The sequence below is a fragment of the Scardovia wiggsiae F0424 genome (assembly GCF_000269605.1).
GTDB lineage: Bacteria > Actinomycetota > Actinomycetes > Actinomycetales > Bifidobacteriaceae > Scardovia > Scardovia wiggsiae.
Genome location: NZ_AKCI01000001.1, coordinates 511,929 through 527,768, shown reverse-complemented (window position 1 = coordinate 527,768; position 15,840 = coordinate 511,929). Strand labels below are relative to the sequence as shown.

Below are 15,840 nucleotides of genomic sequence, written 5' to 3'. Positions count from 1 at the left end.
AGATAAGCCTAATAATATGCAGGGACGGCTGGAAATGCCGCCCCCGCATATTAGATCCGATTTATCTGTGTAACAGCCGGCCTATTCATCTTCTTCAGGATCATAGTCCACGCCGGTTTCAGCGCGCTGCTCGTCTGAAATTGGAGCAGGGGCACCTGTAAGAGGGTCTGTACCGCCTCCGGATTTGGGGAATGCGATCACATCGCGGATAGAATCCTCGCCGGCAAGTATTGCAGCGCAGCGGTCCCATCCAAAAGCAATGCCGGCATGCGGAGGTGCACCGAATTTGAACGCTTCAAGCAGGAAACCGAACTTGTCCTGCGCCTCTTCCTCACCGATTCCCAGGACTTCAAGTACACGGTCCTGGATATCATCCCGGTGGATTCGTACCGATCCGCCGCCGATCTCATTGCCGTTGCACACGATATCATAGGAATCGCTCATAGCATGCCCGGGATCCTTATCGAATGTATCGATCCAGTCTGCACTTGGCATAGTGAAAGGATGGTGCATAGAGGTCCATACAGAATGGCCTACAGCCACATCATCGTCATCAGGGTCATCTGTACGCTTGAACAGCGGGAAATCAACAACCCATGCGAAGGCAAATTCATCTTTTTTAAGCAGGCCCTGGCGTTTTGCGATCTCAACGCGGGCTGCGCCGAGCAGCAGCTGGGAAGGCTCTCTGGCCCCCGCAGCAAAAAAGACAGCATCCCCGGCTTCCGCATGGACAGCTTCCATAAGGCCGCTGCGCTCTTCATCGGAAAGGTTCTTGGCAACAGGCCCCTTGAGTTCCCCATCTTCAGAGAACTGCACGTATGCAAGGCCCTTGGCACCGCGCTGGCGCGCCCATTCCTGCCATGCATCAAACTGCCTGCGCGGCAGGTCCGCCGCACCTTTATAGACTACAGCACCCACATAGTCAGCCTGGAACACGCGGAACGGCGTATTCTCAAAATAGCGTGTGAGGTCTGTGATCTGATTGCCGAAACGCAGGTCGGGCTTGTCGGAACCGTATTTATCCATGGCATCTGCCCATGAGATACGCCGGAAAGGCAGAGTAACCTCATATCCTGCGCTTCTCCATACAGCTGCGATCACCTGCTCTGCCAGCGCGATAACGTCTTCCTGGCTGACAAAACTCATCTCCATATCAAGCTGGGTGAACTCGGGCTGGCGGTCGGCACGGAAATCCTCATCACGGTAGCACCGTGCCAGCTGATAATACCGTTCCACACCGGAAACCATCAGAAGCTGTTTCAGCAGCTGCGGCGACTGCGGCAGCGCATACCACGAACCGGGTGAAAGGCGTGCCGGGACGACAAAGTCACGCGCCCCTTCAGGGGTTGATTTAATAAGTGTAGGGGTTTCAATCTCAGTGAATCCGAGTTTGTCAAGCTCATTTCTGGCAGCTTTTGCCATATTAGACCGGAGCCTGATATTGCGCTGCATCTGGGGGCGGCGCAGATCAAGATACCTGTACCGCAGGCGGGTATCATCTCCGGGAAGCTGTTCTTCAGCTTCATTTGCCAGCGCTGTTGATACCTGGAACGGCAGGGCTGCGGATTTCGAGAGTATAATGACTTCCCGGGCTACAATTTCGACCTTTCCTGTAGCTATATGGTCATTCTCATTGCCCTCAGGGCGTTCGCGCACATCCCCGGTTACCTTTACAACGAATTCCGACCGCAGTGGGCGTGCAACCTCTTCATCATAGATGACTGCCTGCACCAGCCCGGACGCATCACGCACATCAAGGAACGCCACTCCGCCGTGATCACGGCGGCGGTCTACCCAGCCGCTGACAATAACTGTCTGTCCGATAAGCGATTCCGTGATGTCGGCACAATGATGTGTACGATAAGCTGTCTGGCTCATTTCCTTTTACCTCAAATTTTCACAGCAAACTTCAGTTTTCAACACACTAAGAGTACATCATACCCTCTATAGGGATCCCCCGCAGAAGCCTTCCCGCTTTCCTTTAAGAAGCTGCCGGGACGGGAGAGCATAGAAGGAATAACAGATACCCATCCTGAGTACAGGCACAGGGGACGCTGCTCCGCTATCCTGCCCTGCCAGGCCCTGCTAGTTTCCGGCGGTTATATCCTGACGGGCATAATCCGGTGCAGGGGCCCATGAAGAGACATCGGCATCTTCCTGCTCCCCTGTAATGATGTTCTTTATCTGGTCATGGCCGGGTACGGGATCTGCGTCCCCAGGCTCAGCAGGGAACCACACGTAAGGTATCCCCAGGCGGTCGGCGTATTTGATCTGCTTGCCGATTTTTGCAGAGTTCGGCGACACATCGCAGGAGATACCCCGGCTGCGGAGCGCTGCGGCGATCCTGTCAGATACCATACGGCTGTCCTCATCCCATACGGCCACCAGGACACAGGCCGGGGAAATCCGTGACGGCGATGCGCTGACTGTATGGAGAAGATAGGAAACAAGCCGTGACACTCCGATAGACAGGCCGACTCCCGGATATGTGCGGTTCCCCTGGCTGGCCAGGTTATCATAGCGTCCGCCGGAGCATATTGATCCAAGGTGCTCAGCACCGTCAAGGAATGTTTCATACACGGAACCAGTGTAGTAATCAAGCCCGCGTGCAATCCGCAGGTCAGCGACCACGGCGCCGGGACGGATCTTTGACGCCCTGTCAATAATCATTGCGAGCGTATCAACACCCTGCTGCATCAGGGCATAGGGATCTGATCCGTGCTCGATCCCATATTCCTCACATAACGACGCACACGATCCGCGCAGCCCGTCAGCAGTTGAAGCAGTCACCTGTGCCAGACGAAGGCATGCTTCAGCCTGGCCGGCAGTACACCCTGCATCCTGCTGAAGAAGGCGTGAGACCTGATCAGCTGTTATTTTATCCAGTTTATCGATCTCACGGAGCACAGGGTCAACATCTGTTATGCCAATACCCCGGTAAAAACCCTCAGAAAGCTTGCGACTGTTTGCATGGATGACTGCAGCAGGCAGACCTAGAGTGCGGAGTTCCTCAAGCGCCTCAACCATGACCAGCGGTGCATCGACTTCATAATGCTCAGGCAGCGTGCCGTCACCCACTATATCAATATCTGCCTGGGTAAATTCCCTGTACCTGCCCTCCTGCGGACGCTCCCCCCGCCATACTTTCTGTATCTGCCAGCGCTTGAAGGGGAAAACAAGGCCGCCCGAATTTTCAACCACATATCTGGACAGCGGCACAGTAAGGTCAAAATGGAGGCCAAGATGGCTTTCTACCGGGGCATCATCCTGCCCAAATTCCTGGAGGCGGGACAGCAGATATATCTCCTTGCTCGTCTCCCCCTTTTTCAGCAGGCTGGCGCCCGTCTCCACTGCGCGTGTTTCGATCCCCAGAAATCCATGAAGCTCGAAAACCCTGCGAAGAGTATCGATAACACGCTGTTCTACAACACGTTCCTGCGGGAGCCACTCAGGGAATCCCGAAATTGATGCGCCTTTTTTAGCCATAACCCTTTATAATAGGTGATGTTGAGGAAATCGCTGTGCACACGGTTTCCACTTTCCTATTACCACCAAGGAGTTGGCCATGACTGATGAGTCTGTTACTACTACCTCATCCGATGTTGCGTCTGAAAAAGCTGAAGCTTCGCAGGCACCCAAACCGCTTATCCCTTCCCCGAAAGCTTTCGCCGGCAGGACGCAGAAATCAAGTACTGTCAATACATACAATGCTGCGGATCTGGAAAAAGCGTCTTCTTTCGGCCGTGTTGCAGAAGACGGGACTGTGTATGTCAAAGACGGCGATGACGAGCGTGAAGTCGGCCAGCTGCCAAAAGAATCAGCTCAGGGTGCACTGCATTTTTTCGCCCGGAGATATCTTGACCTCAAGGCCAAAATCGACCGTTTCGGCCAGCGCCTTGATGCCGGCAGCATCCGTTCCTGCGAGATCGATAATACCCTGTCCCAGCTGGAGAAAGATACTGAATCCCCTGACGTTGTGGGGGATATCCCGGCACTGAGGGACCAGCTCGAGTCGCTGAAGGCCAGATCAGCCGCAATCAAGGAAAAACTTGCCCAGGAGCGTAAGGCAGCAGTGGCACAAGCTGCTGAAGAACGCGAACACATCGTGGCTGAAGCCGAAGAGCTCGTTAAAGGCCTGAATGATTCAGTCAACTGGAAACAGACGGGCGACAAGCTCCAGGAGCTGTTCAGCCGGTGGCAGGAGCATCAGAAGAATTCGATCCATATTGAGCGCTCGCAGGCGGATGCGCTATGGAAGCGTTTTTCGGCAGCCCGCAGTTCGTTCAACTCTGCACGGAGGTCATGGATGCAGCAGCGAGATACTGTAAGGGCTGCTGCAAAAGAACAGAAGGAAAAGATCATTGCCAGGGCCGAAGAGCTGAAAAATTCTACTGACTGGGCAGGCACTTCACGCCAGTTCAATAACCTTATGGACCAGTGGAAAGCTGCCGGCAGGGTTGGCCGCAGGTCTGAAGATGATGCTTTATGGAAGCGTTTCCGCGAAGCCGCCGATACCTTCTTCGACGCACGCCAGGCTGACCGCAATAAGACGAATGAAGACGAAGCGGAAAACCTTAAGAAAAAGGAAGAACTGCTCGTCAAAGCCCAGGCACTTGTACCGGTGAACACGGCAGAACAGGCAAAGCAGGCACGTCAGGCGCTTGCCCGCATCCAGGATGACTGGGACAGTATTGGGCATGTGCCGCGTACAGATGTCCACCGCATCGAAAGTGCCCTTGATGATGTTGAAAAACAGATCAAAGCAGCTGAAGATGCCCAGTGGGCCCAGTCAGATCCTGAAACCGATGCACGAAAATCCGATTTTGAAGTGCAGCTGAACGCCCAGCTGGCAGAACTTGACAGGAAGATAGCTGCTGAGGCTGATCCGGCTAAGAAAAAAGACCTTGAGTCGGAGAAGGCAGCCAAGGAGGCATGGCTCAAGGCTATCAGCTAGCTAAAGCTGGCGGAACCGCGGGTTCGCGGAAAGCTTGTTATCTGTTATACGGTATACGTCAAAGACCCCGTCAACTTTGCGGAGCTCAGACAGTATCCTTGACAGGTAGCTTGGTGCCGCAATTTCAAAAGTGAACTGGCACAGGGCAACACGGTCATCACCGGCGGAAACTTTTCCGGAAATGATATTAGCCCCCATATCTGCCAGCACCTTTGTAACATCAGTAAGCAGATGCCCGCGGTCAAGGGCCTCCACCTGGATCTTGACGAGGAACGTCCCTGAATTCCCTGTCCACGACACAGCCACCATACGTTCGGGATGGGTCTTCCTGAGATGCTGGGCGTTGACGCAATCCTCCCGATGCACCGAAACACCTGATCCGCGCGTAATAAAGCCGGTTATGGCATCACCCGGCACAGGGGTGCAGCATTTGGCAAGCTTGACCCATACATCGCTTACCCCTTTAACAGCGATATCCGCAGTGCTGCTGTGTTTTGACCTCGTCTGCCTGGACGGCAGGAGGGACTGCCCGATATCCTCTTCGACTTCACCTTCCCCAGCATCTTTAACAAGATGGGATACGACATTCTGGGCTGAAACCTGCCCGTCGCCGAGCGCAGCAAAAAGCGTATCGACATTGGACAGATTCAGGTCCTGCGCCACGCCAAGCAATGCTTCCATGCCCATAAGGGTTTGTGTAGGAAGGTTCCTCTTACGCATATAACGCATAAGTTCATTGCGCCCTTCGTCGATCATCTCAGAACGGCGTTCTTTCGAGAACCACTGGCGGATCTTATTGCGCGCACGCGGGCTTTTAACAAAATTCAGCCAGTCGCGGGAAGGCCCCTGTGTATCAGATTTGGAGGTAAGGATCTCTACAGTGTCCCCAGTTTCCAGAAGGGTATCCAGCGGGACAAGCCGCCCATTGACGCGCGCGCCCATCGTCCGATGCCCGACTTCGGTATGGACTGAATACGCAAAATCGACCGGTGTGCCTCCCTGAGGGACTGAAACTATCCTCCCTTTAGGGGTAAACACATAAACTTCGGAAGCTCCCAGATCCTTTTTAAGCGATCCGAGGAACTCATCTGAATCCGGGGTCTCACTTGTCCAGTCAGCCAGCTGCTGGATCCACCTGAGGTTATCAGCCTCCGTAAGCTCCTGAGGCTCTTCGGCCTGCGGCCGAAGGCCGATATCCTTTTCACGTTCCTTATCTGACTGGTCAGGCTTGGACAATGCCCGCCCGGACTGCCCGTTAGCCTTATACTTCCAATGTGCTGCGATCCCGAATTCTGCCCTGCGATGCATATCCCACGTACGGATCTGTATTTCTACAGGTTTTCCACCCGGCCCGACAACTGTTGTATGCAAAGACTGGTACATATTCAGTTTAGGCATGGCAACATAATCTTTGAACCTGCCCGGAAGGGGTTTCCACCGTGCGTGCACAGCCCCGAGCGCAGCGTAGCAGTCCCGTATGGAATCAACAATGACCCTGACGCCTACAAGATCATAAATATTCTCAAAATCATGGCCTCTGACGATCATCTTCTGATAAATGCTGAAATAGTCTTTTGGCCTGCCCGTTACATAGGCTTTAATATTCTGCGCATCAAGGTCATGGTTGATGTCGTCAAGGATCCGGGCCAGGAACTCGTCCCTGTGCCCGGCACGCTTCTGGACCAGCAGGACGATCTCGTGATATATCTTTGGATGGAGCGATTTGAATGACAGCTCTTCGAGCTCAGTTTTGATGGCATTCATCCCCAGCCGGTTTGCCAGAGGCGCATACACGTCAAGCGTCTCCTGCGCCTTTTTCTGCGCACTGGATTCTTTGACATAGCGCCAGGTACGGGCATTATGCACCCTGTCTGCAAGTTTGACGACCAGTACACGGACATCCCGGCTCATAGCCACGACCATTTTACGGATAGTCTCAGCCTGCGCACTGTCACCGACATCCATTTTCGTCAGTTTCGTTACCCCATCAACAAGGCCCGCAACAGTATCGCCAAATTCAGCACGGCATTCATCGAGGGTGTACTCGGTATCTTCAACAGTGTCATGGAGAAGCCCCGCTGCTACGACTTTAGGGCTCATGCCCAAGTCTGCAAGTATCTGCGCAACTGCTATGGGATGGATGATATAGGGTTCGCCGGAGCGCCTCTGCTGATGCGAATGCTGGATAACAGCGCGCTTATATGCTTTCCGGAGTATAGACAGGTCACTGTCAGGATAATGGTAACGGACTGACTGCCAGATCGGCAGAAGAGGGTTGGCGGGATCTGTGCTGATCTCGGTACCAAGCTGGCGCGCAAGCGCATCTTCATCGCTCAGCTGCTGATGCGGATCACTCATAGCGCCTCCTCGGATATACAGCTATCCTATACAACAGCCCCGAAATTCCTAATCTGAGACACCCGTAGAGCCGAACCCATTCTGAGCACGGTCAGACCCGGGCAGTACCTCTGCTTTTATGAAACGCGCTTCTGCATATCTCTGGATAACGAGCTGGGCGATCCTGTCACCGGCATCAAAATGCACAGTCTCATCCGGATCAAGATTGATAAGCGGGACTTTGATTTCACCGCGGTATCCTGCGTCAATAGTCCCCGGCGCATTAAGGACAGTTATTCCGCGTTTTACGGCCAGGCCTGAACGGGGATGGACCAGCCCGACATAGCCTTCAGGCAGCGCAACAGATATCCCTGTAGGCACCAGGGCGCGTTCAAACGGTTTCAGTTCGAACCCCTGCACACAGCGCAGGTCACATCCTGCATCACCTTGATGCGCATACCCCAGGCCTGCCGCTTCAATATCCGGGTCACTGTACGTGATCAGCACTTCAACGTTTTCAGGCCCGTTATACGTTCTGTCATCTGCCATTATGCAGCACAGTCCTTGCATACGGGTTTGCCGTTTTCATAATGGTCAAGGAGCCGGCGGTTATATACAAGGAAACACTCAGAGCACACAAATTCATCGCCCTGCTGAGGGATAACGGTAACAGAAGAGTCCTCATTGCTGAGATCCGCACCTGGAAGCTCATAATCTTCCGCAATGGCATTCTCGTCGTCATCCAAATCAGAGGCCTGATCCTGACGGGTACTGTTGGACAGCGCTTCCAGCGATTCTTCATCCTCGTCTTTGGACCGAGGTGTATCGTAGTCTTGTGCCATACATAGCCTTTCGTCAAAAAATGGATACGCGCCATAGAATACACGAAATTCTGGATTTGGCAACACCGACACGACGTGTTTCTGTACAAAATGTAAAAATCTTCCGATAAGATGGGATACAACACCTAATAAGTGAGGTACTTTTATGGCTGACCCGCAGGTAAACCAGGCGGTTTTTATTGCCGTTGACGATAACGGCGCCTTGATCTTTGAGGAGACCCGCACACATAACAGGTTCACTGTAAGCATAAGCGATGATCTTGAGAAAGGTATTTTGGCGGCGCGGCAAATAGTATCAGACAATTCAGGGCCAGCGCAGCCGCACCAGCTCAAGACGCTCCCTATCCGGCAGATACAGGTCCTTACGCGGGAAGGCAAGTCCCCGGAAGAGATACATCAGGAATATGATGTTGAGATCGCCCTGATACGGCGTTTTGCACAGCAGGTCGAGCAGGAGAAAAGCTTCACCATAGCGCAGTTCCTTAACTCTGCAGTCAAGAATGACGATAAGCTTGCCCCCCATACTACTGTTGAGCAGCTGCTTATGCAATCCATGCATAATTACGGTGCAGATTACAACACTATCTCCTGGCGGGCCACCAGGGTTGGCCGCGATCCGTGGCGCATCAGGGCACAGTTCGCTGCCGCAGGGCGCACAGCAACAGCTGAGTGGTCGTATAATACCCGCACAAGCACTATTGTATGCCTGAACAAAACTGCGCAGAAGCTTTTTGGGGTGTTTGGAGCCAATACAAGCCCTGTGGATCATGAGCTGTTCGGCAACACCGGCGACGACGGGCTCGGCAGCCCTGATATCAATACGCGGGGCCCGCTCGCCCCGCAATGGATGAGCGGCGATGGGGAAAAACCCCGGGCAGATGCCGGCCAGGGGTCTGCAGCAACCCCATCCGACGCGGATACCGGTACTGCCAGCCCCCGTCCAGAGGAGAGCCGGTCCGCAGTTTCCCGGACGGACGCCGTCCCTTCCTCCTCCAATACGGGCGGACAGATTCCGGACAGCACAGATAACAATACCGGCAGCGGCACGAAAGCTGAGGCACAGAGGCAGCACCGTATGGGTACCCTGTTCTCATTCGGGCGCACATCCCGGGCTGCAGAAAAGGACAGGAAAAACACCGGCAGCACTGCAGACAACGCAGACACTGCCGATAATGCTGATAGGGATATGCCCGGACTGCAGAAGAAGCATACGGGGAAACACTCCGGGCCTGAGGCCGGATCCTCCGGCAGCCCGCAGGATCCGGCTGACAGCAGCCAGGGACAGAAAACAAAGAAAAAAGCACGGCGCCGCTCATCTGTCCCTCAATGGGATGAAATACTTTTTGGAGAATAATTTATCGGAGGACAGGCTGCAGGTGTTCCGGAATGCGGGATATCAGCATCATATGCTGTCTCAGATAACGTCAATCAGCAGAGGTATGTCAGTTTCCAAGCCTGTCGCACCTCCGTGCACTGACGGCAGGCGCGTAGCGCTGTCCTCCTGGAACCGGGAATCAACCAGGGTTGCATTGCCCCGGGGCACAACAATAACATCACCAATCACAGCATATGCTTCGGTACTCACATAACCGTAGAATCCCTGTGAAATGGCTTCTTCTTTAAGATAGACGTCTGCGCGGCCTTCCATGAACCCGGAATACGCATGGTATATTTTACGGGCATTGTCCAGGCGTTCCTGATCATTACGCCCTTCAGCATACAGCATGACATTGCGCGGCTCTCCCCCGATATGGCTTACATGCGGCCACAGCGCTGGATTCTCTGCAATATCTGTGCGGCTCCCGGGATCAGCATTGATCATCCCGTGGTCGGCTGTAATAATAATACATGTGCCCGCGGGGAGATTCTGCCGCAGTACGGCAAGCTGCCGGTCAGCCTTTTCAAGCGCCTCTGTCCACCGGCTGCTGTCGAGGCCATAGCGATGCCCGGCTGCATCCACATCGGGGATATATATATACGTAACGCCGGGTGTACGCCCGGCAAAGGCTGCTTCCCGGATACGTTCGCCGGGTGTGCGGCCCGCACGGTAATCGCTGCCTCTCAGGGCCGCTGCTGTAAGGGACGACTTTATGAACTTCGGCAGCCCTACTGCCGTCACCCGTACAGATTGGCGGGACAGCTGCTCAAAAACCGTGGGCTGGACCTGGAGCTCCCTGGGATCCGGTGCGTTGAGGAATGACAGCATCTGTGCAATCCTGCCGGTTGACGGATTAAGCTGTGTATATCCGGTAATACCTGTAAGACCGGGACACGTCCCTGTACCGAAAGTCCCCATCGCTACTGCAGTAGTACTGGGGAAACACGTGGAGACAGGCCGGCCATTGCCTTCCGACAGTATAAGCGACCGCAGGTAAGGGGCGTGCCCCCGCCTGTCATACAGATTATGGAACCCGAGACCGTCAATAAGCACAACAACAACCGATGCTGCATGCGGTATGCCGAGTATTTCCCTGTCCTGTTCAGGGTCGGTATGTACCGCAGAAGATACCGGCATCCCAATGGCTGCGCTCACAGCGGGAAGGACAGCGCTTAAATGCCGCGGCTGGACGTACCTGCCTCCGCGGTCTGATATCCCGGATGGTATCCGTGAAAAACCCTGCCTGTCCACGGCTTTATTGTAACGCCTGCACGATATATATTTTCGAGGCTGTTGTGGATAATACTAAATGAGCGCAAAGGAGATATATGCCGAAGCACCGGACGCATGCTGCGAGTTATGACCCTCGGACTGTCAAGCAGAATATTATAGATACCCCGCTGAATGAGGAAATGAGCACCTCGTTCCTTGCCTACGCATACTCTGTGATCTATGCCCGCGCACTCCCCGATGCCCGCGACGGACTGAAACCTGTGCAGCGCCGTATCATCTATCAGATGGGGCAGATGAATCTGACCCCCGACAGGCCTTATATGAAATCCGCAAGGGTCGTTGGTGAAGTCATGGGCAAGCTGCACCCTCACGGCGATTCGGCGATCTACGAAGCTATGGTGCGCCTTGCACAGCCATTTGCCATGCGGCTCCCCCTCGTTGACGGGCATGGCAATTTTGGCTCCCTGGATGACGGCCCCGCTGCATCACGGTATACTGAGGCGAGGCTGGCCCCTTCGGCATCGGGGATGAATGAATCTATCAGCGAAGATACAGTCGATTTCACCCCGAACTATGACAACAAGCTTGAAGAGCCTGCAGTACTCCCTTCCGCAATCCCCAATCTGCTTGTTAACGGCGCATCCGGCATTGCCGTCGGTATGGCGACAAATATGGCGACACACAATCTCGGTGAAGTCGTTGCCGGGGCAAAATACCTGATGCAGCATCCGGATGCAACCACCGAAGACCTTATGCATTACATCCCCGGGCCGGATCTGCCGAGTGGCGGCATCATCATGGGGCGTGACGGCATCCGCGAAGCATACCATACAGGCCGCGGGTCTTTCAGCACACGTGCGGCGACCCATATTGAAAATGTCACAGCCCGGAAAAAAGCTATTGTAGTAACAGAACTGCCGTTTATGGTAGGTCCGGAGAAGGTCCTTGAACGTATCTCTGAAGGTGTTAAAAATAAGAAGCTTGACGGTATCAGCGGCGCTATCGATCTGACAGACAGGCATAATGGTACACGGCTCGTTATCGAGATCAAAACAGGTTTTGACCCACATGCCGTCCTGGGCCAGCTGTTCAAATACACCCCTCTGGAAGATTCATTCACTATCAATAATGTTGCCCTGGTGGACGGCCGTCCGCACACTATGGGGCTTAAAGAAATGCTGTCAGTGTGGATCGGGCATCGGCGCAGCGTTATAACCCGCAGGAGCGAATACCGAAAAAGGAAAGCAGAGGAACGCCTGCATCTTGTTGACGGGCTGCTCCTTGCGCTGATCGATATTGATGAAGTAATCGAAGTGATCCGGACCTCCGATAATGCCGACGCTGCAAAAACCCGGCTTATGGCAGTTTTCGACCTTGACGGCATCCAGGCACAGTATATCCTCGACCTGCGGCTGCGCAGGCTGACAAAAATGAGCCGGATCGAGCTTGAGGCTGAGCGTGACGACCTCCAGCGCGAAATAGCACGCCTGAAAGAGATCCTGTCATCAGGCGAAGCCCGCGATATGGTTGTCATCCGGTCAATGGATGATGCTGCTGCCCAGTGGGATACACCCAGACGGACCGTCCTGCTTGATATGGATGGATCCGGCGATTTTGTTGGGGTCCCTGAAGCAGCCTCACGTATGGAACTCAGCCCTGTCGGAACGGACAGCATCACTGCTGCTGTTTCAGCTTCATCTGCGCTTTCCGCTGCTCCTGCCTCAGTACGCTCTGCAGGGACGCTTGAACTGGAAGACAAACCCTGCGCTATTATATTCAGTGCTGACGGCCTTATAGCCCGTACATCGCCAAGTGCGCTGGACATATGGGGGTCCCGGACTGTCCAACCTCCTCGGGCAGCCAGCGATACCATCCTTGCGGCTATACCTTCAACTACCCGTTCAATATACGGCATCATTACCTCACAAGGCCGTCTGGTCACTGCCCACAGCGCAGACCTTCCCAACCTTCCTGCAGCTGTCCCCCTCAGCACCCGGGGCGGGGTACGGGCTGATGAGCTGCTGGGGATGACGGACAGCACCGACCCTGTTGCAGGGGAAAAAGCTGTTACTGTTATCCCGCTCGGTACCGGCAGCACCAGCGATCCGGATAATATGGGCGCGTCTGCCCCGGCACCGCTTGCCATAGGTACCCGGAATGGGACAGTAAAGCGCTGGAATGGCGACGCGCCTTCAACTATGGATTCATGGTCCGTAATTGACCTTAAAGAAGGCGACGAAGTAGTATTCGCAGCAAAAGCTGAAGACGCTGACCGCCTGGTCTTCATCTCAAGTGATTCAAGCCTCCTGACGTATACGGCGGGGAATGTGCGGCCTCAGGGGCGTAATGCTGCAGGGATGGGAGGTATCCGCCTCTCCCCCGGATGCACCGTCACATCCTTCAATGTCATACCGGCGGGAAAGGTCGCATGGGTACCGGGCAGCGAAGACCCCTACACCGCTCCCTCAGGGGCAGTTGTAGTTACCGTAGCCGGTGATGCTGACGCTTTGCCGGGAACGGATAACGGGAGCGCAAAGATAACTCCCCTCGAAAAATACCCTACTAAGGGAAGGAACACAGGAGGCGTACGTTCGCACCGCTTCCTGAAAGGCGAAAATGCCCTTATTGCATCATGGGCCGGGCTATACCCCGTACTGGCTTCTGCACAGAACGGCAGCCCGATACCGCTTCCCGAGCCTACAGACAGGCGGGATGCATCCGGCCAGGGCCTTCCGGCCCCTGTGGCTTATCTGTCATAATATACATTCAGACACTGGATATACACAAAAATCCGCAGCACCCGTGCACAGGATACCGGCCGGCCTCAGCGCTTCAGGCATCTATTGACGCGCGGTCAAAATCATCGGCGTTGTCAATGATGAACTGGCGGCGCGGAGGTACTTCATCACCCATAAGCAGATCGAATATTTCAGAAGCTTCACGCGCATCCTCAAGCCGTATGCGGCGCAGAAGACGGGATCTGGGATCCATCGTAGTATCAGCCAGCTGGTCGGCATCCATTTCCCCCAGGCCCTTATAACGCTGTATATCCTCGTTATAAGCCGTACCTTCAGAATCAAGCCGGCCCAGTACCCTGCTCAGCTCATCCTCGGAATACGTGTACAAGTACTCCCCTTTACGCTTACCGGCCAAAGCAATGCGGTGCAGAGGGGGGACAGCTGCATAAACGTGGCCTGACTCAACAAGCGGCCTCATATACCGGTAGAACAGCGTAAGCAGAAGTGTGCGGATATGGGCTCCGTCAACATCCGCATCAGTCATCATAATAACTTTGTCATACCGGGCCTGCGAAATATCAAAAGTAGCGCCCGACCCTGCCCCCACGACCTGGATGATGGCAGAGCATTCCTTATTAGCGAGTATCTGCGAAACAGAAGCCTTCTGGACATTAAGTATCTTTCCCCGGATAGGAAGCAGCGCCTGGAACATTGAATTACGGGCAGCTTTGGCAGTCCCCAGTGCAGAGTCCCCTTCAACTATAAACAGTTCTGCAATATCATCATTGCCGGGCTGGCAGTCAGAGAGCTTTGCCGGCATGGATGCCGATTCAAGGGCATTTTTCCGCCGTGTCACTTCTTTAGTTTTCCGGGCCTGCACCCGGGCATGCATTTCGCCAACGATCTTCTCAAGTACACGGCTGGACTGGTCCTTGAAGCCCGGCTTTGATCCGGTTATCATATCGCCGAACTGCTTATCGCACATCCTGGTAACAATAGGTTTGACCTGGGCTGTCCCGAGGACATCCTTGGTCTGCCCCTGGAACTGAGGCTCAGCGATGCGTACAGTGACAACCGCAACCATCCCTGCCAGGACATCGTCACGCTCGACTTTCATTGACGGGTCTTTAAGGTTTACCTTAAGTTTACGGGCATTGGCCTCGACGGTTTTACGGATATTTCGGGTCACTGAATTCAGGAAACCGTCAGCATGCATGCCGCCGCCCGGTGTTTCAACAACATTGACAAAACTGCGCATCACGGTCTCATAATCATTGACCCATCTCAAGGCGATATCAACATGGCAGGTACGCCTGATCATTTCAGCATGGAGATCACCCTCAGCATCTACCCGCTGGGTTTCCTCCTCATATGTGCTGTCACCCTCAATATGCCAGATGTCGCTTACCGGTTCGCCATGCGACAGGTAATCCACGAAATCGGCAACCCCGCCTTCATGGAGGAATTCCTGGACCCTGGGATGGCCGGGGACAGAAGCCTCAGCTATATCCATGCCTTCTATTACAGCTGAAGGGGAACTGTCTGAGCCGGGATACCTGTTATCACCTTCTGCACTATCCTCAATGTTTTCATCGACCACTTCGATCCGCAGCCCCGGCACAAGGAATGAGGTCTGCCTCACACGGTCGATAAGCTGGTCATAATTGAACCGCGCAGTATCATTAAATATCTCAGGATCAGCCCAGTACCTGATTCGTGTACCCGTATGCTTACCTGAGTATTTGCCGATGACGCGGAGCTCAGTGGGCCGGTTCTTCCGGGTACGGCTGAATGCGGAATCAGGGGAAGGGTTCGCGGGATCTTCATCCGCATACACGCCGGGATGTCCCTGGTGGAATTCCATACGATACGTTTTGCCGCCGCGGTCAACTTCTACATCAAGCCTGGAACTGAGCGCATTGACAACAGACGATCCTACGCCATGCAGGCCGCCGACTGCGTTATAGGCTGCATTCCCAAATTTGCCGCCTGCATGGAGTTTCGTCAGCACTACTTCCACACCGGACAGCCCGGTCTTTTTTTCAATATCTACCGGGATGCCGCGGCCGTTATCGGCAACTGTGATGGAGCCGTCTGTATGCAGAGTGACTGCGATATGGCTGCAAGCTCCGGCAAGGGCTTCATCTACCGAATTATCAATTATTTCCCAGAGGCAGTGCATAAGCCCTTGGCTGTCGGTGGTGCCGATATACATGCCGGGACGCTTGCGTACGGCATCAAGTCCCTCCAGGACTGAGAGGCTGTCAGCATTATATTTTTCCGTTGTCTTCTGAGCCATAAGTCAAATACCGTTAATCTCCGCCTATTCTGAATCGCACAGATATCCTTGGCCGGGGC

General features: G+C 54.3%; 10 protein-coding genes. 3 read left to right on the top strand and 7 right to left on the bottom strand.

Going from position 1 to position 15,840, the window contains the following annotated elements; all coding sequences use genetic code 11:
- Window positions 1–81: 81 nt before the first annotated feature.
- Window positions 82–1,878: an aspartate--tRNA ligase gene (aspS, locus tag HMPREF9156_RS0102365; protein WP_007147205.1), complete on the bottom strand. Its 1,797-nt coding sequence runs from the start codon at window positions 1,876–1,878 to the stop codon at window positions 82–84.
- A 207-nt stretch (window positions 1,879–2,085) separates the two neighbouring features.
- On the bottom strand, window positions 2,086–3,486 hold the full coding sequence (gene hisS, locus HMPREF9156_RS0102360; protein WP_007147204.1) for a histidine--tRNA ligase: 1,401 nt from the start codon (window positions 3,484–3,486) through the stop codon (window positions 2,086–2,088).
- 79 nt (window positions 3,487–3,565) lie between these two features.
- Here hisS and HMPREF9156_RS0102355 point away from each other — a divergent pair, with 79 nt between their 5' ends.
- Entirely contained in the window at window positions 3,566–4,954 is a 1,389-nt protein-coding gene (locus HMPREF9156_RS0102355; protein ID WP_007147203.1) for a DUF349 domain-containing protein, read from the top strand.
- On the opposite strand, the gene HMPREF9156_RS0102350 is transcribed toward HMPREF9156_RS0102355, so the two are convergent.
- Genes HMPREF9156_RS0102350 through HMPREF9156_RS0102340 form a run of 3 tightly spaced genes read right to left on the bottom strand, consistent with a single transcriptional unit; the run spans window position 4,955 to window position 8,133 of the window.
- Window positions 4,955–7,312 carry a RelA/SpoT family protein gene (locus tag HMPREF9156_RS0102350; protein WP_007147202.1) on the bottom strand — a complete coding sequence of 786 codons (2,358 nt, stop codon included), beginning with the start codon at window positions 7,310–7,312 and terminating at the stop codon, window positions 4,955–4,957.
- Window positions 7,313–7,360: 48 nt separating this feature from the next.
- Entirely contained in the window at window positions 7,361–7,840 is a 480-nt protein-coding gene (dut, locus tag HMPREF9156_RS0102345) for a dUTP diphosphatase (protein ID WP_007147201.1), read from the bottom strand.
- Window positions 7,840–8,133, bottom strand: coding sequence for a DUF4193 domain-containing protein (locus tag HMPREF9156_RS0102340; protein WP_007147200.1), 294 nt, complete (start codon window positions 8,131–8,133; stop codon window positions 7,840–7,842). The genes dut and HMPREF9156_RS0102340 overlap by 1 nt, the downstream gene beginning before the upstream one ends.
- 145 nt (window positions 8,134–8,278) lie before the next feature.
- Here HMPREF9156_RS0102340 and sepH point away from each other — a divergent pair, with 145 nt between their 5' ends.
- Entirely contained in the window at window positions 8,279–9,487 is a 1,209-nt protein-coding gene (gene sepH, locus HMPREF9156_RS0102335) for a septation protein SepH (protein ID WP_007147199.1), read from the top strand.
- Between the two features lie 60 nt (window positions 9,488–9,547).
- Here the strand turns inward: sepH and HMPREF9156_RS0102330 are convergent, their stop codons facing one another.
- Window positions 9,548–10,762, bottom strand: a complete 1,215-nt coding sequence (locus tag HMPREF9156_RS0102330) for an alkaline phosphatase family protein (RefSeq protein ID WP_007147198.1) — start codon at window positions 10,760–10,762, stop codon at window positions 9,548–9,550.
- Window positions 10,763–10,839: 77 nt separating this feature from the next.
- Here HMPREF9156_RS0102330 and HMPREF9156_RS0102325 point away from each other — a divergent pair, with 77 nt between their 5' ends.
- Entirely contained in the window at window positions 10,840–13,503 is a 2,664-nt protein-coding gene (locus HMPREF9156_RS0102325) for a DNA gyrase/topoisomerase IV subunit A (protein ID WP_007147197.1), read from the top strand.
- A 73-nt stretch (window positions 13,504–13,576) separates the two neighbouring features.
- Here the strand turns inward: HMPREF9156_RS0102325 and HMPREF9156_RS0102320 are convergent, their stop codons facing one another.
- Window positions 13,577–15,781 carry a DNA gyrase/topoisomerase IV subunit B gene (locus HMPREF9156_RS0102320; protein WP_007147196.1) on the bottom strand — a complete coding sequence of 735 codons (2,205 nt, stop codon included), beginning with the start codon at window positions 15,779–15,781 and terminating at the stop codon, window positions 13,577–13,579.
- Between the last annotated feature and the right edge of the window lie 59 nt (window positions 15,782–15,840).

Coding starts and splice junctions, on each gene's coding strand:
- aspS (WP_007147205.1), bottom strand. CDS start 1,878: ATGAGCCAGACAGCTTATCGTACACATCATTGTGCCGACATCACGGAA.
- hisS (WP_007147204.1), bottom strand. CDS start 3,486: ATGGCTAAAAAAGGCGCATCAATTTCGGGATTCCCTGAGTGGCTCCCG.
- HMPREF9156_RS0102355 (WP_007147203.1), top strand. CDS start 3,566: ATGACTGATGAGTCTGTTACTACTACCTCATCCGATGTTGCGTCTGAA.
- HMPREF9156_RS0102350 (WP_007147202.1), bottom strand. CDS start 7,312: ATGAGTGATCCGCATCAGCAGCTGAGCGATGAAGATGCGCTTGCGCGC.
- dut (WP_007147201.1), bottom strand. CDS start 7,840: ATGGCAGATGACAGAACGTATAACGGGCCTGAAAACGTTGAAGTGCTG.
- HMPREF9156_RS0102340 (WP_007147200.1), bottom strand. CDS start 8,133: ATGGCACAAGACTACGATACACCTCGGTCCAAAGACGAGGATGAAGAA.
- sepH (WP_007147199.1), top strand. CDS start 8,279: ATGGCTGACCCGCAGGTAAACCAGGCGGTTTTTATTGCCGTTGACGAT.
- HMPREF9156_RS0102325 (WP_007147197.1), top strand. CDS start 10,840: ATGCCGAAGCACCGGACGCATGCTGCGAGTTATGACCCTCGGACTGTC.
- HMPREF9156_RS0102320 (WP_007147196.1), bottom strand. CDS start 15,781: ATGGCTCAGAAGACAACGGAAAAATATAATGCTGACAGCCTCTCAGTC.